Source organism: Neobacillus pocheonensis (assembly GCF_050477905.1).
Lineage (GTDB): Bacteria > Bacillota > Bacilli > Bacillales > Cytobacillaceae > Neobacillus > Neobacillus pocheonensis_A.
This window is the reverse complement of sequence record NZ_JBCNAD010000007.1, coordinates 177,481-196,598: the sequence shown is the minus strand read 5'-3', so window position 1 is coordinate 196,598 and position 19,118 is coordinate 177,481. Positions and strand designations below refer to the sequence as shown.

Genomic DNA, 19,118 nt, shown 5'->3' with positions numbered 1-19,118 from the left:
GCTGTTGATTTCCGTTCTAGGCACGAGCGGTTCGCGGGCGGTACGAGGAGCCTCCTCGTCGCTTTGCTCCTGCGGGGTCTCCCCTGCCCCGTACTCCCGCAGGAGTCTTCGCGCCTTCCACTCCAATCAACAGAGTTTTATAATTAACGCCTACCTTTAACACAGCCAAATAAATAGTGAAAAAACCCCCTATACAGAGGGTTCAATATATACAAGTTTACACTTCTAAAATTTCTTTTTCTTTATCTTTTGTGATTTGTTCAATTTTATTAATATGTTCATCCGTTAACTTTTGAATATCATCAGAAAATCCGCGAAGTGCGTCTTCTGTAATTTCACCATTTTTTTCAAGCTTTTTTAAATCGTCATTAGCGTCACGACGAATATTTCTTATGCCGATTTTTGCTTCCTCTGATTCTTTTTTCACTAACTTTACAAGTTCCTTACGGCGTTCTTCAGTCAATTGCGGAATTGCAAGTCGAATTACTGTTCCGTCATTAGAAGGATTTAATCCTAAATCAGACTTAAGAATCGCTTTTTCAATATCTCCAAGGATGGATTTATCATATGGTTGAATGACAAGTAATCTTGCTTCGGGTGTTGAGATTCCGGCCATTTGATTCACAGGAGTTGGTGCACCATAATAATCAACTGTTATTCTATCTAAAAGAGAAGCACTGGCTCTTCCTGCACGGATGCTCGCAAGTTCACGAGTATACGCTTGGATTGCTTTAGTCATTCTTTCTTTTGTCTGCGCGATGACCTGTTTTGCCATTAGTTTTTCCCCCTAACTATTGTTCCAATTTTTTCGCCCATCACAGCTCTTTTAATATTGCCCTGTTCCATAATCGAGAAAACAATAAGTGGAATATCATTGTCCATACATAAGGAAGAGGCTGTTGAATCCATAACCGCTAAACCTTCTTTAAGAACATCGAGGAATGATAAATCTTCATATTTAGTTGCATTTGCATCAATGCGTGGATCTGCAGAGTATACTCCATCAACATTATTCTTAGCCATTAATATTACTTCAGCATCAATCTCTGCTGCTCTTAATGCTGCAGTCGTATCTGTGGAGAAATATGGATTTCCCGTACCTGCCGCAAAAATAACAACACGTTTTTTCTCTAGATGCCTAATGGCACGACGTCTAATATATGGCTCAGCAACTTGGCGCATTTCAATCGAAGTTTGGACGCGTGATTCAATTCCCAAGTGTTCTAAACTATCTTGAAGGGCCAATGAGTTCATAACTGTAGCTAGCATTCCCATATAATCGGCTGTTGCACGGTCCATTCCCATTTCACTACCGATTTTACCACGCCAAATATTACCGCCACCAACAACTACAGCCACCTCAACACCCAGTTCTGCTATTTCTTTCACTTGTACAGCGATCGATTTGATAACAGAAGGTTTAATTCCAAAGCTAGATTCACCAGCAAGTGCCTCTCCGCTTAATTTTAATACCACGCGTTTGTACTTAGGACCTGTCATATGAACCCTCCGTATGTAAATTGTAACTTTATATCCTTTAAAAATAGGGAACACAACGCGTGTCCCCTATTCAAAAACTATTTCAGTAACTTTGATTATTTTTTATTAACTTGATTCATAACTTCTTCAGCGAAGTTATCTTCACGCTTTTCGATGCCTTCTCCAACTCCGTAACGAACGAATTCACGAACAGTTGCACCTTTTGATTCAACAAATTGGCGAACTTTTTGGTCTGGATTTTTAACGAAAGTTTGGTCAAGTACACAAACGTCTTCAAAGTATTTGCCAAGACGGCCTTCTACCATTTTTGCTACGATATTTTCAGGCTTGCCTTCGTTTAGCGCTTGTTGAGTTAAAACTTGGCGCTCACGCTCAACTTCTTCCTGTGAAACTTGGTCACGAGAAACATATTTTGGATTTAAAGCAGCAATGTGCATAGATACGTCTTTAGCAGCATCTGCGTCTGTTGTTCCTTCAAGTACAGTTAGTACGGCAATACGTCCGCCCATGTGAAGGTATGCACCAAAGGCATCATTATCTGTTTTTGATACTACTTCAAAACGACGAAGTGAAAGTTTTTCACCAATTTTTGCAATCGCAGCATTAATATGATCGGCAACTGTAGCACCGTTTTCCATTGTTTGCTGAAGTGCTTCCTCAACTGTTGCTGGCTTGTTTTTAAGTAGGTGTGACGCAAGTTCTTTTACAAGAGTTTGGAAACCTTCGTTTTTTGCAACGAAATCAGTTTCAGAGTTCACTTCAAGGATAACTGCATCGTTACCTTCAGTAGAAATAGCAGCTAAACCTTCAGCAGCAATACGGTCTGCTTTATTAGCAGCTTTTGCAATCCCTTTTTCACGTAAGAAATCAATTGCTTTTTCCATGTCACCATTAGTTTCTGTAAGTGCCTTTTTACAATCCATCATACCTGCGCCAGTTTTTTCACGAAGTTCTTTAACCATTTGAGCAGTAACTGCCATAATTTACTTCCTCCTTTAATTACTATGTATTATACTCATATCTTAGCCATTCACAGTCAAGATAAACATTCTTTAAAAAAAGGTGATAAAGGGTCTCCCTCTTATCACCTTTTTGTAAGTTCAAAAAATTCGAATTAAGCTTCTACAGCTACTTCTTCACCTTGTTTTGCTTCAAGGATCGCATCAGCCATTTTACCAGTTAAAAGTTTAACCGCACGGATCGCATCGTCATTCGCAGGAATAACTACGTCGATTTCGTCTGGATCACAGTTTGTATCAACAATACCTACGATAGGAATGTTTAATTTCTTAGCTTCAGCAACTGCGATACGCTCTTTACGAGGGTCGATGATGAATAACGCATCTGGAAGTTGTTTCATATCTTTGATACCGCCTAAGAATTTTTCAAGACGTTCTTGTTCTTTCTTTAATTGAACAACTTCTTTCTTAGGTAATACTTCGAAAGTACCGTCTTCAGACATTCTTTCGATATCTTTTAAGCGGCCAATACGCTTTTGGATTGTTTCGAAATTTGTTAAAGTTCCACCTAACCAGCGTTGGTTTACATAGTACATACCTGAACGGCCAGCTTCTTCTTTAACAGAATCTTGAGCTTGTTTCTTTGTACCAACGAAAAGGATTGTTCCGCCGTTACCAGCAAGATCCTTTACCCAGTTGTATGCTTCTTCAACCTTTTTAACTGTTTTTTGAAGGTCGATGATATAGATACCGTTACGCTCAGTGAAGATATATTTCTTCATCTTAGGGTTCCAACGGCGAGTTTGGTGTCCGAAATGTACACCAGCTTCTAGCAATTGCTTCATAGAAATTACTGACATGTTTTTTTCCTCCTAGTGGTTTGTTTTCCTCCGCCTCTCTCATTTTTAAACAGAAACTGTAATTTACAGCACCATCTGCCTAAATCAACAGGCGTGTGTATTAACACCATGAAATAATATAGCACATGTGCGAAAAACAATCAAGGTTAACTTTATTAAAATTAAGTCTCTGTTAAACTAGTCTGTTGATTTCCACTCCAGGCGCTTCGCTCCAATCAACGAGCTTAGAAAATCAACAATGTTCTTTAACATGGCTAAAATTAAAAATCCCAGCAGATGCCAGGATTTTATCATGAATTAATTTGATTTTAGTTTATCAAGCTCAACGAGAAACTTATCATTTAAGACTTTGATGTAAGTTCCTTTCATACCAAGAGAACGTGACTCGATTACCCCAGCGCTTTCAAGTTTTCTTAATGCGTTAACGATAACGGATCGTGTAATCCCTACACGGTCTGCAATTTTGGAAGCAACTAATAAGCCTTCATGACCATTAAGCTCTTCAAAAATATGCTCAATTGCCTCAAGTTCACTGTATGATAATGAGCTGATCGCCATTTGTACAACAGCTTTACTTCTAGCTTCTTCTTCAATTTCTTGTGATTTTTCATGTAGGATTTCCGTACCAACTACGGTTGCACCGTATTCTGCAAGAATAAGATCATCATCATGGAACTTTTCATGTAATCTTGCCAATATTAACGTTCCTAGACGTTCACCACCGCCAATGATTGGAACAATGGTTGTTAATCCTTCACGGAATAGATCACTATTTTCAACCGGGAAAGCAGTATACTGGCTTTCTACATCTAGATTCGAAGAAGTTTCTTGAAGATTGAATAAGCTGTTTGTATACTCTTCAGGAAATTGACGATCTTCAAACATCTTTTTCATTCTTTCATTTTCAATTTGCTGATAAATAGAATAACCTAAAAGCTTTCCGCGGCGGCTTACGATATACACATTTGACTCAATAATTTCACTTAATATTTCTGACATTTCTTTGAAATTTACTGGCTTTCCTGCTGCTTTTTGCAATAAAACATTAATTCTTCTAGTTTTTGTAAGTAAATCCATCTGTTTCTTCCTCCTAATTAACTATAACCATTATTAAATTGTTTTTGTTTCAACCATTATTGCATCATATTAGGCAATATGCTCTAAAGAATAAATTGACTTAAATCTTTATTTTTAGAAATAGCCCCTAGTTTTTCTTCGACATATTGTGGTGTAATTGTAATTTTCTCCATCGAAATCTCCGGAGCTTCAAAAGAGAGATCTTCTAAAAGCTTTTCTAATATCGTATGAAGGCGTCTGGCCCCAATATTGTCTGTATTTTGATTCACTTCGAAAGCTACTTCGGCAATTCTACGAATAGCATCGTCAGAAAATTCAATTTGTATACCTTCTGTTTCCAATAATGCTTGATATTGTTTAATTAAGGCATTATCAGGCTCTATCAGAATTCGGAAAAAGTCATCCACAGTTAATTTAGTCAACTCAACCCTAATTGGAAAACGTCCTTGAAGTTCAGGAATTAAATCTGAAGGTTTTGCCATATGGAATGCTCCGGCAGCAATAAATAAAATATGATCGGTTTTAATTGATCCATACTTCGTTACTACTGTGGAACCTTCAACAACCGGCAAGATATCTCTTTGAACCCCTTCTCTTGATACATCCGCAGATGAACCTCCGGAGTTTTTGCTTGCAATTTTATCAATTTCATCGATAAAAATGATTCCGGTTTGTTCTGCCCGATAAATAGCTTCAGATGTTACTTCATCCATATCAATGAGTTTGGAAGCCTCTTCACTTGTTAGGACCTTCCTAGCTTCACGAACAGTAAGCTTTCGCTTTTTGTGTTTTTTCGGCATAAAGCTGCTGAGAGCGTCCTGCATGTTCATTCCCATTTGTTCAATCCCAGAACCTTGAAGCATATCAAACATTGATGGGGCCTGCTCTTCTACTTCAACTGTAACAACTTCATCTTCAAGTTGACCTAATGCCAATTTTTCTTTCACAATTTTCCGCTTTTCCTGAATAGAATAATCTTCTGAATGATTCTCCTGCTCATTAGAAGAATTTCCGCCTCCAAATAACATTTCAAGTGGGTTCTTATAGTTATTTGACTTCTTGGCAGATGGAACAAGTAAATCAACCAGCCTTAGGTTTGCATTTTCTTCCGCCCGCTCCTTGACACTATTCATTCGATCTTCTTTTACCAATCGAACAGAAGTTTCAGCAAGATCACGTACCATAGATTCTACATCACGGCCAACATAGCCTACTTCAGTAAATTTAGTGGCTTCTACCTTGATAAATGGCGCTCCGACAAGTTTGGCAATCCTTCTAGCGATTTCGGTTTTACCTACACCTGTTGGACCAATCATCAAAATATTTTTTGGAATAATTTCATCACGAAGCTTTTCATTCAGCAGGCCTCTTCTGTATCGGTTCCGTAGTGCGACCGCAACTGCTTTCTTTGCATCCTTTTGGCCAATAATAAATTGATCAAGTTTCTCAACAATTTGGCGGGGAGTTAAATTAGTTGTTCGTCCCATTTTTTCAAGTCTCCTTCCGGTTATAGCTCTTCCACGATTATGTTGTGGTTCGTGTATACACAAATTTCAGCAGCTATTTCTAAAGAAGCTTTGGCAATTTCTTTTGCTGATAAGTGTTCTCCGGCATATTTCTTTAATGAACGTCCAGCAGATAAGGCGTAATTACCACCTGAGCCAATAGCGAGAATTCCATCATCTGGTTCAATTACTTCTCCAGTTCCTGATACGAGAAGCATATGTTCGCGGTCCATTACAATGAGCATTGCTTCAAGTTTCCTTAATATCTTGTCACTTCTCCACTCTTTAGCAAGTTCAACTGCTGCCCTTTGAAGATTACCATTAAATTCCTCTAATTTTCCCTCAAACAGTTCAAAAAGGGTAAAAGCATCGGCAACAGAACCAGCAAAACCTGCTAATACCTTACCATTAAATATCTTTCTAACTTTTTTTGCTGTGTGCTTCATCACAACCGCATTACCAAATGTTACTTGACCATCTCCTGACATAGAACATTCACCATTATGTTGGATAGCAAATATCGTTGTCGCATGAAATTGGTTCATTACGATCAGCTCCTTTTGGAGTATTTATCCGAAATACATAAAATTCAACAATAATTATGTAACACAATAAGAAATTACTTATCTCACGATGATAATGTTCAATTGTTTATTTTGCGTAATTTCACTACAATTGTAAATACTCAATAAATAACTTTAATAAAAGATTCACATTTGCATACCTCAGCTCACAAGGGCTACTAAATCGTAACATACTTCGATAGCCCTTGCAATAAATTTTACAAAACTTTCACAAAGTTCTGAATTGTTTCTAACGCTCGATTTGCATGCTGTAAATTCCTTTCCTGCTTACCTTTAATTCTTACAGGCAGCTCAGGAAATAATCCAAAGTTTGCATTCATTGGCTGGAAATTATCAGGGTTTGCTGTCGTAATATAGCGGGCCATACTGCCAATTGCCGTTTCAGCAGGAAATTCTACAGTCTCCATTCCTTGAACAAGCCGGGCTGCATTAATACCCGCAATTAATCCACTTGCAGCAGATTCAACATATCCCTCAACCCCTGTCATTTGACCGGCGAAAAATAAATCTTCTCTATTTCGGAATTGATAGGAGGCATTTAATACTTTCGGTGAATTAATAAACGTATTGCGATGCATGACTCCAAAACGGATAATTTCCGCGTTTTCAAGCCCTGGAATCAATCTAATCACTTCTTTTTGTGCTCCCCACTTTAAATGTGTCTGAAAACCGACAATATTGAAAAGGGTTCCAGCAGCATCATCTTGACGTAACTGAACAACAGCATATGGTCTTTTCCCTGTTTTTGGGTCTTCAAGTCCGACTGGCTTTAACGGGCCAAACAGCATTGTTTTTATTCCGCGTGATGCCATGACTTCAATTGGCATACAACCTTCGAAAAATACTTCTTTTTCAAATTCCTTTAATGGAACTGTTTCCGCAGCGATTAACGCTTCATAAAAACGGTTGAACTCTTCCTCTGTCATCGGGCAATTTAAATAGGCTGCCTCACCTTTATCATAACGTGATTTCAAATAAACCTTGTCCATGTCAATGCTATCTTTTTCAAGAATAGGTGCTGCCGCATCATAAAAATAAAGATAGTCTTCACCAGTTAAGTTTTTCAAATGCGCTGAAAGATCCGGGCTGGTCAGCGGTCCTGTTGCAATAACGGTTGGGCCTGAAGGAATTTCCGTCACCTCTTCATTAACAACTGTCACGTTTTCATGGTTCTTCACCATTTCCGTTACTTTAGCTGCAAATTCATGACGGTCTACCGCTAAAGCACCACCTGCAGGAACAGAACAAGCATCAGCCGCAGCGATAATCACAGAATCAAGCTTCCTCATTTCTTCCTTTAAAACACCCACTGCATTTGTTAAAGTGTTGGCACGCAATGAATTACTACAAACTAATTCGGCAAATTTATCTGTATGATGTGCTGGTGTTTGTCTTACTGGTCTCATTTCATATAAACGAACTTTGACTCCACGCTTAGCAATCTGCCATGCGGCCTCACTTCCTGCAAGCCCTGCTCCAACTACATTAATTGTTTTATCTATCATGTATAAACCTCCTGAAATCTAGCTTGAAAAATATGTATATTAATACCTTTCCCTCAATTAAGTCCATCTTGCATTGTACTATACGAATTAAAAAGAAAAAAGTTTTTGCTACCAAAAAATAAAAGAGCGGGCTGTGCCCACTCTTTTAACTTTGTGGTTCTTCCTTGTAATCACAACTTACACATTGAACTTGGACACCCTTTTTCAATTTCTTTTCTACAAGGAGTCCTTCGCATTTTGGACAGGTTCTTGGCAGTGGTTTATCCCAGGAAATAAACTCACATTCAGGATATTTGGTGCAACCGTAAAACAGCCTTTTCTTCTTACTTTTTCGTTCGATAATTTGCCCTTCCTTACATGTAGGACACGTTACACCAATTTCTTTCACAATTGCTTTTGTATTGCGGCAATCCGGAAAATTGCTGCAGGCCATAAACTTTCCGTAGCGGCCCATTTTAAAGACCATCGGGCTGCCGCAGTTTTCGCAATCCTCACCGGCTGGTTCATCTTTTATTTCTATTTTTTCCATTTCCTGTTCTGCTATTTTTAAATGTTTCTCGAAATCATTGTAAAATGCATCAATCAGTTTTATCCAAGGCATATTTCCATCTTCAACATAGTCTAATCCTTTTTCCAATCTCGCGGTAAATTCCACATCGATGATATCCGGGAAAAATTCCACCATTACTTCATGAACAATTTCCCCAAGCTCTGTTGGGACAAAGCGTTTATTATCTAGTGCTACATACCCGCGCTTTTGAATGGTATCTAATGTTGGAGCATAAGTGGACGGTCGGCCAATTCCAAGTTCCTCTAACGTTTTAACAAGTCTAGCCTCTGTGTACCTTGGCGGCGGCTGCGTAAAATGCTGTTTTGGATCAATATCCTTTTGGAATACTTCGTCCCCTTCTTTTAGATCTGGAAGCATCTTATTCGGACCATCCTCTTGATCGTCAGTTCCTTCAACATAGACCTTCATAAAGCCAGGAAACTTTATCTTTGAGCCAGTTGCCCGGAATAAAACATTGCCATTTTGCAAATCAACACTCATAGTATCCATCACTGCTTGAGCCATTTGACTTGCTAAAAATCGTTCCCAAATTAATTTATATAATCGAAATTGATCTCTTGAGAGAAATTCTTTTACACTATCAGGGCTCCTAAAAGTGCTTGTTGGACGAATCGCTTCATGTGCATCCTGGGCATTAGCGGATTTTTTTTCTTTCTTTTGCTCATCTTTCAGAAAATTCTCTCCGTATATAGCTTTAATATAATCGGCTGCCTCGGCTTGAGCCACTTCAGAGATTCGAGTGGAGTCCGTTCTCATGTAGGTTATGAGACCAACGGTGCCTTCTTTACCAAGCTCGATACCCTCGTAAAGTTGCTGCGCAAGCATCATCGTCTTCTTAGCACGGAAGTTTAGCTTTCTTGCTGCTTCCTGCTGCAGTGAAGAAGTAATAAACGGAGGTGCCGGATTGCGTTTTCGTTCTTTCTTAGTGACCGAGATGACCTTAAACTTATTTCCATCGATTTCCTTTAGGATCATATTTACATCCTGCTCTGATGTAAGTTCCTTTTTCTCCCCGTCAACAAGAGAATGAAAAGCACCACTGAAATGGTCTTTTCCCTTAAGAAATTCTCCTTCAATTGTCCAATACTCTTCAGGAACAAAAGCTTTTATTTCTTTTTCCCGTTCAATAATCAATCGGACAGAAACTGATTGAACACGTCCCGCACTAAGTCCCTTCTTTACTTTTTTCCAAAGTAGCGGGCTGATATTATAACCAACCAGACGGTCTAAAATTCTACGTGCTTGTTGGGCATCCACTAAATCCATGTTAATTGGCCGAGGATGTTTAAACGATTCCTTAATCGCATCCTTAGTGATTTCATTAAACACAACACGGCAATCTGAATGAATATCAACATCTAAACTATGGGCTAAATGCCACGCGATTGCTTCCCCTTCGCGATCCGGGTCGGCTGCGAGAAAAACTTTTTTTACTTTTTTAGCAGCCGTCTTTAATTCCTTTAAAACTGGCCCTTTACCGCGAATGGTTATATATTTTGGTTCAAAGTGGTTTTCCGCATTTACCCCCATTTGACTTCGCGGCAAATCCCGCACATGTCCCATGGATGCTTTTACTTTATATTTATTTCCTAAATAGCGTTCAATCGTTTTCGCTTTTGCTGGCGATTCGACGATTACAAGAAAATCTGCCATTCAAATATCCTCCTTAAGAGGGAAGTATGAAAGCGCCTCGAATTCGGCAAAAGCCTTTTCTAAGATGCTTACCATTTGAGAAGTTTTCCTAAATTCCAGTTTTAAACTATTTTAACCGGAGAAAATACTTTATAAAACTGCCCTATCCCAAATTTTTCAATTCTATATTAATAACATTCATATTAATTCAGGTTTCATATATTCTTTTTTTCGAACTTCTGTTGGAAAATGTATAACATATTAAAAATAATTTCAACCTTTTTTAGCTAATTTCTCCATTAATCCGTAAAAAACCTGCAAATAAATCCAATTTTATTCTAATTTATCTAAAGTTTAATCTTATTTCTTCTAAAATATCCTCTGCTCTTGTCACAAGTTTCGCCCCTTGCTGGATTAATTCATTCGTACCTGCTGAGTATGGATTAAAAATACTGCCTGGCAAGGAAAAAACATCTCTACCTTCATTCACAGCATAATTAGCAGTGATGAGAGAACCGCTTTTTCTTTTTGCTTCTATAATAAAGGTTCCATTTGAGAGTCCACTAATGATTCGGTTCCTTGCTGGAAAATGCCATCTTTGTGGTTTTGTATCTGGAGGATATTCCGATATAACCAGCTGGGTTTTCATCATTTCTAATGCCAGATTCATATTATCCTTTGGATATATATGATACAACCCGCCAGCAATTACTGCAATTGTATTCCCTCCATTTTTAATTGCATATTCGTGCGCAAGAGCATCTATTCCTTTTGCAAGCCCACTTACAATGAGGAGATCATTTTCAATTAATTCCGGGAATATCAGCCTAATAGCATTTTTTCCGTACTGTGTTGCTTGCCTGGAACCTACTACTGCAAGCTTAGGTCCTTTTTCGAGCAACGATAAGTCACCTTTAGCAAAAAGTGCCCAAGGTGGTTGAAAAATTTCTTTTAAATTGGCAGGATACTCTTTATCAAAAATAGTAATAACCGAAATATCATTCGTTTTATATTGACGGATTTGTTCGTGAATAGTTTCAGATTGAAGGGCGGATACAGAAGAATTAGTGGAAGGTAATGTAGTGATTGCAAGAGGAAATAAATAGTTCTCCTCCATTGTCATCGTTCGTTCATGGTACAAAGATTGGAGTGTTGGATCTCTTTTAAGCATTTGAAATATAGAATGCCATGACATGTTTGGATAATGAAGTAAAGCTATTAATTTTTCTTTAAAATCATCCATTTTTTAACAAACCTCCAATGAAAATATTTTTAAAATGAAATAGCCCCTCAAAATATGAGGGACTATCTGTAATATCATGATGGATAAATTTTTAGTGTGTCTTACACTTTTCGTATAAGCCTTGCTCTTTAAGAACTTCGATTAATGTTTCACCCATTACAGATGGAGTGTCTGCGACTTTAATTCCGCAAGCATTCATGACACGGATTTTTTCATCTGCAGTACCCTTACCGCCGGAAATGATGGCACCAGCGTGTCCCATACGCTTTCCTGGAGGTGCTGTACGTCCGCCGATGAAGCCTACAACTGGTTTAGTCATATTTGCTTTTACCCATTCAGCTGCTTCTTCTTCAGCTGTACCGCCGATTTCACCAATCATGATGACAGCGTATGTTTCAGGGTCTTCATTAAATGCTTTTAATACATCGATGAAGTTTGTTCCGTTAACAGGGTCTCCGCCAATACCAACAGCAGTAGTTTGCCCGATTCCAGCTTGAGTTAATTGATGAACTGCTTCGTAGGTTAATGTTCCAGAGCGTGAAACGACCCCTACATGGCCTTTTGTATGAATGTATCCAGGCATAATGCCGATTTTACATTCATCTGCAGTAATAACGCCTGGGCAGTTAGGTCCCACTAGACGAGTCTTTTTGCCTTCCATGTAACGTTTAACTTTGACCATATCCAAGACTGGGATATGCTCAGTAATACAAATTGCAAGATCTAGTCCAGCATCAACCGCTTCGATAATGGCATCAGCCGCAAATGGTGCAGGAACATAAATAACAGACGCATTTGCTCCTGTAGCTTCTACTGCCTCTTTAACCGTATTAAAAACAGGCACGCCTTCTACTTCCATGCCGCCTTTACCTGGAGTTGTACCTCCAACGATTTGTGTACCGTATTCAAGCATTTGTTTTGTATGGAATAGGGCAGTTGCACCTGTAATTCCTTGAACAATGACCTTAGTATCTTTATTAATAAAAACGCTCACGTTAATTCCCCTTTCTACGGATCCTATTTCACTAATGAAACGATTTTTTGTGCACCGTCAGCCATGGATTCTGCAGCAGTAATGTTAAGCCCTGACTCAGCCAAGATCGTCTTACCTAAGTCAACATTCGTTCCTTCTAAACGAACAACAAGAGGGATATTCAGTCCAACCTGCTTAGCTGCTTCTACTACACCCTCAGCAATAACATCACACTTCATGATTCCACCGAAGATATTAACAAAAATACCTTTTACATTTGGATCAGAAAGGATAATTTTGAATGCTTCTGTAACCTTTTCAGCTGTGGCACCGCCCCCAACATCAAGGAAGTTTGCCGGGTCACCGCCATAATGCTTCACGATATCCATTGTTGCCATCGCAAGACCGGCACCGTTAACCATACAGCCGATATTTCCATCTAAGGCAATATAGCTTAAATCATATTTAGATGCTTCAATTTCTTTTGGATCTTCTTCTTCGAGATCACGGTATTCTAATACGTCTTTTTGACGGTATAATGCATTAGAGTCAAAGTTTAATTTTGCATCCAATGCCATTACTTTTCCATCACCAGTCACTACGAGTGGATTAATTTCTGCGATAGAACAATCCTTCTCAATGTAAGCAGTATATAAAGCTGTCATAAATTTCACTGCTTGATTGACTAGCTCTTTTGGAATATTGATATTGAATGCGATACGGCGAGCTTGGAATGGCTGAAGACCAATCACCGGATCAATTTCTTCTTTAAAAATTTTCTCAGGTGTTTTTTCAGCTACTTCTTCGATTTCTGTTCCGCCTTCTTCAGAAGCCATTAACACAACGCGTGAAGTGGCACGGTCTAATACTAAACCTACATAGTATTCTTTTTTGATGTCGCAGCCTTCTTCAATTAGGAGGCGTTTTACTTCTTTTCCTTCAGGACCTGTTTGGTGGGTTACCAATGTTTTTCCTAAGATTTCGCTAGCATATGTACGAACCTCATCAAGGTTTTTCGCAACTTTAACTCCACCAGCTTTTCCCCGTCCGCCAGCGTGAATTTGCGCCTTTACTACACATACTTGTGTTCCAAGTTCTTTTGCTGCTTCCACTGCTTCTTCAACAGTAAATGCCACTTTTCCATTAGGAACCGCTACCCCGTATTTTCTGAGGATCTCTTTGCCTTGATACTCATGGATATTCATTTCCCATCCTCCTATCAAACTCTTCTAAAAATTGACTCCGTTTTCATTTTATATAATGACACATACCTTGTCCACCATTATGCTGAAAAAATTAAATTCAATTTAATAAAATTCAGAATAGTAAATATTTACAATAAAAAAAACAGGCCTGGACCTGCTTTTTATTATTCTGTTTATTTATAAATTCATACTGATTTGTTCGTTAATATTTGTATCAAGCATCTCCTTGACAGGAGAAAAGCTTTTCCTATGAATTGGAGTCATTCCAAACTGCTGAAGTGCCAGAAGATGTTCTTTCGTTCCATATCCCATATTATGTTGAAATCCATAAGCGGGATATTCCTTAGATAATTCTATCATCAGCTCATCTCTTGCTGTCTTAGCAATGATTGAAGCTGCAGCGATTGATATACTTTTGGCATCCCCTTTAATAATCGATTCAGAAGGATATGGAGTATTCAGCTTCATTGCATCAATCAGTAAAAAGTCTGGTGCTTGCTTTAATGTGGCAATCGCTGAGGACATCGCCTTTTTTGTGGCTTCATAAATATTTATCTGATCAATTTCCGCAGCCTTTATCATGGAAATACTATAGGCGATTGCCTCTTTTTTAATTATGAAATCATATTCTAATCGCTTTTTTTCTGAAAGTTTTTTGGAGTCATCGATCCCCGCCAGGAAAAAATTCTCCGATAATATGACAGCGGCTGCCACGACAGGACCGGCAAGCGGACCTCTGCCGACCTCATCCACTCCTGCAATGAATGAAAAGCCCTGTGACCTTATTTTTCGCTCAAATAAGGTCATTTCAAAAAACTTATCTTCTAGTTCTTTTTCTAGTTCTTTTTGTTTCTTCCACTTAGCTAGGCAAGCTTGAACCCCTTTTCGTTCATCTTTTTCTACTTCAAACAAGAACGGGTCCGTTTCTGTTACTATTGCAGATAATTTTTGTTCTATTTCTGAAATCGACAGCCTTATCATATCTTAATCCCCTATTTTTCGAAAAATAAAGCCCTCCGATATGGAGAGCTTATTTATTTTCATCATTATCATCAGAAGTAAGAATATCCTTTGGCCTTTCAAATGTAAGCGGCCCAAATTTCTCAGATCGGATTTCTCTGATTACCAGTTCTGCTACTTTATCATAATCCACCATGCCGCCGCCCATTAAACAGCCACGGAGCTTACCGATATGGTCAAATAAGGCCACTAGGTCATCGGGCAGTTCCGTCAATTTATATCGTTCCTGCAATCGCTCAGGGTAGGCCCTTTCTAAAAATCGAAGCGAATAAACAGTTAGATCCTGCAGGTTTAACAATACATCTTTAATTGCACCTGTGATCGCCAGTTTCATACCAACCTCTTGGTCTTCGAATTTTGGCCATAATATCCCCGGTGTATCCAGAAGTTCCATTTCTTTTCCAACTTTTATCCACTGCTGTGATTTAGTCACACCTGGGGTATTTCCTGTTTTAGCAATATTTTTTTTCGCTAAGCGATTTATAAGTGTTGATTTTCCAGCATTAGGTATACCAACAATCATCGCACGAATCGCTCTTGGCTTTACGCCTTTTGCGCGTAAACGGTCAAATTTTTCTTTCAATATCTCTTGAGAGGCTTGGGCAATATCCCTCATGCCCTCACCGGCATGAGAATTGATGGCAAGTGCTTTTATTCCCTTTTCAGCAAAAAAGGCAATCCATTCCTTTGTTGCCTCTTTATCGGCCATGTCAGCTTTATTTAATAACACTAACCTTGGCTTATGCTGGATAATTTGATCAATCATCGGATTTCGAGAAGAGAATGGGATTCTTGCATCCACCAACTCAAAAATAATATCAACTAATTTTAATTTTTCCGTGACCTCTCTGCGAGCCTTGGCCATATGGCCAGGAAACCATTGGATCGTCAAAGTTGTCACCTCCTCATAAGCACCTTGGTACTCTATTTCACTGTAACAATATGTGCGTCGTTTAAAGGCCAATATACTACGCTTGTCTTACCAATTACTTTGCTCATCGGAATGGTTCCAATATGTCTGGAATCTTTACTGAAACGACGGTTATCTCCCATGACGAATAACTCACCTTCAGGAACTGTTTTACGTCCTACCGCGGTTTCTTCCAATTTAAACGAGCTTGTTAATGGCCCATCATTTACTTGTTTCTTATATTCATCCAAATAAGGTTCTTTATACGCTTTTCCATTAACATATAAAACATCATCTTTATATTCGATGGTATCCCCTGGAAGACCAATTACACGTTTTATGTAATCCTTATGCTCAGGTGCATGAAAAACGATTATATCAAATCTCTTTGGTTTTCCAATATCATAGCTAAACTTACTGACTATCATCCGATCCTGATCCTTTAATGTCGGCATCATTGATAAGCCATCCACTACTATTGGAGCAAAGAGGAAATAGCGGATTAATGCAGCTAAAATAACAGCTATTAAAAGCGCCTTAGTCCATTCCCAGAGTTCATTTTTCTTTTTTGCCATTCTTGTCCCCACCAATCTTTATAACAAAATATCTTATAGAGCCTATTTTACATAACTTCAACCTATTTAACACGATGGGAAAATGATTTTAATGAAACTTTAATAATTTGATTAAACAATGTTAAAATCTGTATAAAAAAAGAGCTGCTCATGAGCAAGCTCTTTTCTTTTCATGTTATCGAATTTCTTTAATTCTTGCTTTTTTACCGCGAAGGTTACGCAAGTAGTAAAGCTTAGCACGGCGGACTTTACCGCGGCGAATTACTTCAAGCTTCGCAATTTTAGGTGTGTGTACTGGGAAAGTACGCTCAACGCCTACTCCGTAAGAAACTTTACGAACTGTGAAAGTCTCGCTAATTCCACCACCACGACGCTTAATCACTACACCTTCAAATAACTGAATACGCTCACGAGTTCCCTCAACAACTTTAACGTGTACACGTACAGTGTCACCAGGACGGAACGCAGGAAGATCAGAACGAAGTTGTTCTTTTGTGATTTCTTCGATTAATTTATGCATCGTTTTCAACTCCTTCCAACAGATGCTCTTGCACATCTAAAGCCTTTTCCATTGCAGCGGAACATCGTTCTAAGACTTAATTCTGAATAGGTTCAGTTCAAGTCACAAGAAGTATCATACCATATATGCCGCTTACCCGCAATACTACTTGTATTCTTTTTTTACTTCTTTTAACCATTTTTCCTGCTGGGATGTAAGTTCAATTTTTTCCAGTAAATCAGGACGCCTCTCCAGCGTTCTTCTAAGTGCCTCTTTATTTCGCCATTCATCAATTAACTTATGATTTCCTGACATTAATACATCAGGCACCATCAAGCCGCGAAAATCAGCAGGTCGTGTATAATGCGGGTGTTCAAGCAGCCCAGTGCTGAATGAATCCTTCATATGTGATTCTTGGTTCCCTAATACTTCCGGCAAAAGGCGGACAACGCTGTCAACAACAACCATTGCACCAAGCTCACCGCCGGTCAAGACATAATCACCTATTGAGATTTCATCGGTTACAACATGCTGGCGTATTCGTTCGTCATAACCTTCATAATGGCCGCAGATAAATATTAGGTGCTCTTCCTTTGCTAATTCTTCGGCTTTCCTCTGATCATATCGTTGACCTTGAGGACAAAGGAGGATTACCCTTGGACTCGTGCTTTTTGCTTGTTCTTTAAGAGCTGTGACTCCATCAAAAATTGGCTGTGGCATTAGTACCATTCCAGCTCCCCCTCCATATGGGTAATCATCCACTGAGGAGTGTTTGTTATCTGCAAAATCACGAAAATTGACCACATTATATTGAACGGCATCTTTCTCCGCAGCTTTTTGTAAAATAGATTGATTCAGAACCCCGGAAAACATTTCCGGAAAAAGCGTTAGGATGTCAATGTGCATCATGAAAGCAGCCCTTCCATTGGCTCAATTAAAATGACTTTTTCTTTTACATCCACTTTCTTGACTACATCGTGGATATAAGGAATTAGAATGTCCTTGCCGCCTTTTCCTCTAATAACCCATACGTCATTAGCACCGGGTGATAGAATTTCAGTAACCTTCCCTAACTCCTCCCCATGAGTTGTAGCAACAAGGCAGCCGATGATTTCATGATAATAAAATTCATCTTCATTTAATTCTTCTAGCTGTGATTCAGGTACTTTGAGAATACCTTCTTTAAATTTTTCAACTTCATTTATATTTGTATAACCCTCAAATGTCAGTAATTCAAAGTTTTTATGGGTCCTATGGCTTTTTACTGTCAGCTCAATAGGCGAATTGGTTTTCGGCATAAACAAAAATAAAATATTTCCTGGTTTATAACGCTTTTCTGGGAAATCCGTTTTTGAAATAACACGCACTTCCCCTTTTATTCCTTGAGTGTTAACAATTTTCCCGACATTAAACCATTTTTCCATACTGTCATTCACACCCTCTTATTTCCTCAATGATTCCATCTTTAATGATAATTGCAGGTTGAAAAATCCATGCATCTCCTACTTTAACTTCCATTAAAGCCTGAACTTCCTTTTCCTTTAATTCACTGCCTAAAGGTAGCATATGTAATTGTTCAATTTGGAACTCTAGAAGCTTTTCTTTTTCTTTTCGTTTATTGATTTCTTTTTCAAAGTGGTTTTTCAATTCTCCTGGTGAAAAGTTTTTGGTTTTTTCCAATCGCTTCACCTCGAATTGCAACTGACTGCATTCTTTCTGCACCTGGAGCATTTGAGCATTGTATAGCTCCAATAATTTCACTTTGCTTTTATCGGTTAAAATTTGCTTGACCACAACAGTTTGAATAATTTGCATGAAGATGGCCTCCTTCATTTTTTCATATAGCAAAAAAGGGAGGAAAAATTCCTCCCTTTCATCTAGATGCAAAAAGCTATTCACCAATTTCTAGAAAAACTTTCTTTTGTTGTGATGATCCTGCTGCATATACAACAGTTCTAATGGCTTTTGCAACACGCCCTTGCTTGCCAATTACTTTCCCCATGTCTGTTTTGTTAACAGCTAGTTGATAAGTAACGCGGTTTTCGTCTTCCAGTACGTCAACACGGACGTCTTCAGGAAAATCAACAAGAGGCTTAACAATTGTCTCGATAAGCTCTTTCATATAAGCCTTCGATTACTTGCTTAATTTTGCATTATGGAATTTTTCCATGATGCCTTGATTTGAGAAAAGGTTACGAACTGTATCAGATGGCTTAGCGCCGTCTTGTAACCATTTAAGAGCTAACTCTTCGTTGATTTCTACTTGAGCTGGTTGTGCAACTGGATTGTAAGTTCCAACGATTTCAATGTAACGTCCATCACGTGGTGAACGAGAATCTGCAACAACGATACGATAGAAAGGAGTTTTCTTAGCTCCCATACGCTTTAAACGAATTTTAACTGCCATTTTAAATAAGCACCTCCGAAATTGTTTCACACAAGATAGTATATTATCAATTAATATATCATTTGTAAAGTGTTTTTTCTTTACAGTTAGTAT

General features: G+C 38.5%; 21 protein-coding genes. All 21 read right to left on the bottom strand.

Features of this window, described 5'->3' with window-relative positions; genetic code table 11:
• Positions 1 to 217 precede the first annotated feature (217 nt).
• Entirely contained in the window at positions 218 to 775 is a 558-nt protein-coding gene (frr, locus tag ABES02_RS03835) for a ribosome recycling factor (protein WP_430130975.1), read from the bottom strand.
• Entirely contained in the window at positions 775 to 1,500 is a 726-nt protein-coding gene (gene pyrH, locus ABES02_RS03830) for a UMP kinase (protein ID WP_430130972.1), read from the bottom strand. Before pyrH ends, frr begins: the two co-directional genes overlap by 1 nt.
• Positions 1,501 to 1,595: 95 nt before the next feature.
• Positions 1,596 to 2,480: a translation elongation factor Ts gene (gene tsf / locus ABES02_RS03825; protein WP_430130969.1), complete on the bottom strand. Its 885-nt coding sequence runs from the start codon at positions 2,478 to 2,480 to the stop codon at positions 1,596 to 1,598.
• A 134-nt stretch (positions 2,481 to 2,614) separates the two neighbouring features.
• A complete protein-coding gene (gene rpsB, locus ABES02_RS03820) occupies positions 2,615 to 3,319 on the bottom strand; it encodes a 30S ribosomal protein S2 (protein WP_289982282.1) in 705 nt (234 codons plus the stop codon).
• Between the two features lie 297 nt (positions 3,320 to 3,616).
• On the bottom strand, positions 3,617 to 4,396 hold the full coding sequence (codY, locus tag ABES02_RS03815) for a GTP-sensing pleiotropic transcriptional regulator CodY (protein ID WP_430130966.1): 780 nt from the start codon (positions 4,394 to 4,396) through the stop codon (positions 3,617 to 3,619).
• A gap of 83 nt (positions 4,397 to 4,479) precedes the next feature.
• The gene (hslU, locus tag ABES02_RS03810) at positions 4,480 to 5,883 is read right to left on the bottom strand and encodes an HslU--HslV peptidase ATPase subunit (protein ID WP_430130963.1); all 1,404 of its coding nucleotides are present in this window, start codon (positions 5,881 to 5,883) and stop codon (positions 4,480 to 4,482) included.
• 20 nt (positions 5,884 to 5,903) lie between these two features.
• On the bottom strand, positions 5,904 to 6,446 hold the full coding sequence (gene hslV / locus ABES02_RS03805) for an ATP-dependent protease subunit HslV (protein WP_430130960.1): 543 nt from the start codon (positions 6,444 to 6,446) through the stop codon (positions 5,904 to 5,906).
• Between the two features lie 236 nt (positions 6,447 to 6,682).
• Positions 6,683 to 7,987, bottom strand: a complete 1,305-nt coding sequence (gene trmFO, locus ABES02_RS03800) for an FADH(2)-oxidizing methylenetetrahydrofolate--tRNA-(uracil(54)-C(5))-methyltransferase TrmFO (RefSeq protein ID WP_430131316.1) — start codon at positions 7,985 to 7,987, stop codon at positions 6,683 to 6,685.
• A gap of 148 nt (positions 7,988 to 8,135) precedes the next feature.
• Positions 8,136 to 10,214 (bottom strand): type I DNA topoisomerase, encoded by a 2,079-nt coding sequence (gene topA / locus ABES02_RS03795; RefSeq protein ID WP_430130957.1) that lies wholly within the window; start codon positions 10,212 to 10,214, stop codon positions 8,136 to 8,138.
• Positions 10,215 to 10,536: 322 nt separating this feature from the next.
• The gene (gene dprA / locus ABES02_RS03790) at positions 10,537 to 11,436 is read right to left on the bottom strand and encodes a DNA-processing protein DprA (RefSeq protein ID WP_430130954.1); all 900 of its coding nucleotides are present in this window, start codon (positions 11,434 to 11,436) and stop codon (positions 10,537 to 10,539) included.
• A 91-nt stretch (positions 11,437 to 11,527) separates the two neighbouring features.
• Entirely contained in the window at positions 11,528 to 12,430 is a 903-nt protein-coding gene (sucD, locus tag ABES02_RS03785) for a succinate--CoA ligase subunit alpha (protein WP_223588529.1), read from the bottom strand.
• Between the two features lie 23 nt (positions 12,431 to 12,453).
• The gene (gene sucC / locus ABES02_RS03780) at positions 12,454 to 13,614 is read right to left on the bottom strand and encodes an ADP-forming succinate--CoA ligase subunit beta (protein WP_430130951.1); all 1,161 of its coding nucleotides are present in this window, start codon (positions 13,612 to 13,614) and stop codon (positions 12,454 to 12,456) included.
• 177 nt (positions 13,615 to 13,791) lie between these two features.
• Positions 13,792 to 14,595 carry a ribonuclease HII gene (locus ABES02_RS03775; protein ID WP_430130948.1) on the bottom strand — a complete coding sequence of 268 codons (804 nt, stop codon included), beginning with the start codon at positions 14,593 to 14,595 and terminating at the stop codon, positions 13,792 to 13,794.
• 49 nt (positions 14,596 to 14,644) lie between these two features.
• Positions 14,645 to 15,526: a ribosome biogenesis GTPase YlqF gene (gene ylqF, locus ABES02_RS03770; RefSeq protein WP_430130946.1), complete on the bottom strand. Its 882-nt coding sequence runs from the start codon at positions 15,524 to 15,526 to the stop codon at positions 14,645 to 14,647.
• 32 nt (positions 15,527 to 15,558) lie between these two features.
• Entirely contained in the window at positions 15,559 to 16,119 is a 561-nt protein-coding gene (lepB, locus tag ABES02_RS03765) for a signal peptidase I (RefSeq protein WP_430130944.1), read from the bottom strand.
• 175 nt (positions 16,120 to 16,294) lie between these two features.
• Positions 16,295 to 16,639: a 50S ribosomal protein L19 gene (gene rplS, locus ABES02_RS03760; protein WP_223588716.1), complete on the bottom strand. Its 345-nt coding sequence runs from the start codon at positions 16,637 to 16,639 to the stop codon at positions 16,295 to 16,297.
• 144 nt (positions 16,640 to 16,783) lie between these two features.
• Positions 16,784 to 17,524, bottom strand: coding sequence for a tRNA (guanosine(37)-N1)-methyltransferase TrmD (gene trmD / locus ABES02_RS03755; RefSeq protein WP_430131313.1), 741 nt, complete (start codon positions 17,522 to 17,524; stop codon positions 16,784 to 16,786).
• Complete coding sequence (gene rimM / locus ABES02_RS03750) at positions 17,524 to 18,042, bottom strand: ribosome maturation factor RimM (RefSeq protein ID WP_430130941.1); 519 nt, start codon at positions 18,040 to 18,042, stop codon at positions 17,524 to 17,526. The genes trmD and rimM overlap by 1 nt, the downstream gene beginning before the upstream one ends.
• 4 nt (positions 18,043 to 18,046) lie before the next feature.
• On the bottom strand, positions 18,047 to 18,433 hold the full coding sequence (locus ABES02_RS03745; RefSeq protein WP_430130939.1) for a YlqD family protein: 387 nt from the start codon (positions 18,431 to 18,433) through the stop codon (positions 18,047 to 18,049).
• Between the two features lie 76 nt (positions 18,434 to 18,509).
• Entirely contained in the window at positions 18,510 to 18,740 is a 231-nt protein-coding gene (locus ABES02_RS03740) for a KH domain-containing protein (RefSeq protein WP_430130937.1), read from the bottom strand.
• A gap of 12 nt (positions 18,741 to 18,752) precedes the next feature.
• A complete protein-coding gene (rpsP, locus tag ABES02_RS03735) occupies positions 18,753 to 19,025 on the bottom strand; it encodes a 30S ribosomal protein S16 (RefSeq protein WP_430130934.1) in 273 nt (90 codons plus the stop codon).
• Between the last annotated feature and the right edge of the window lie 93 nt (positions 19,026 to 19,118).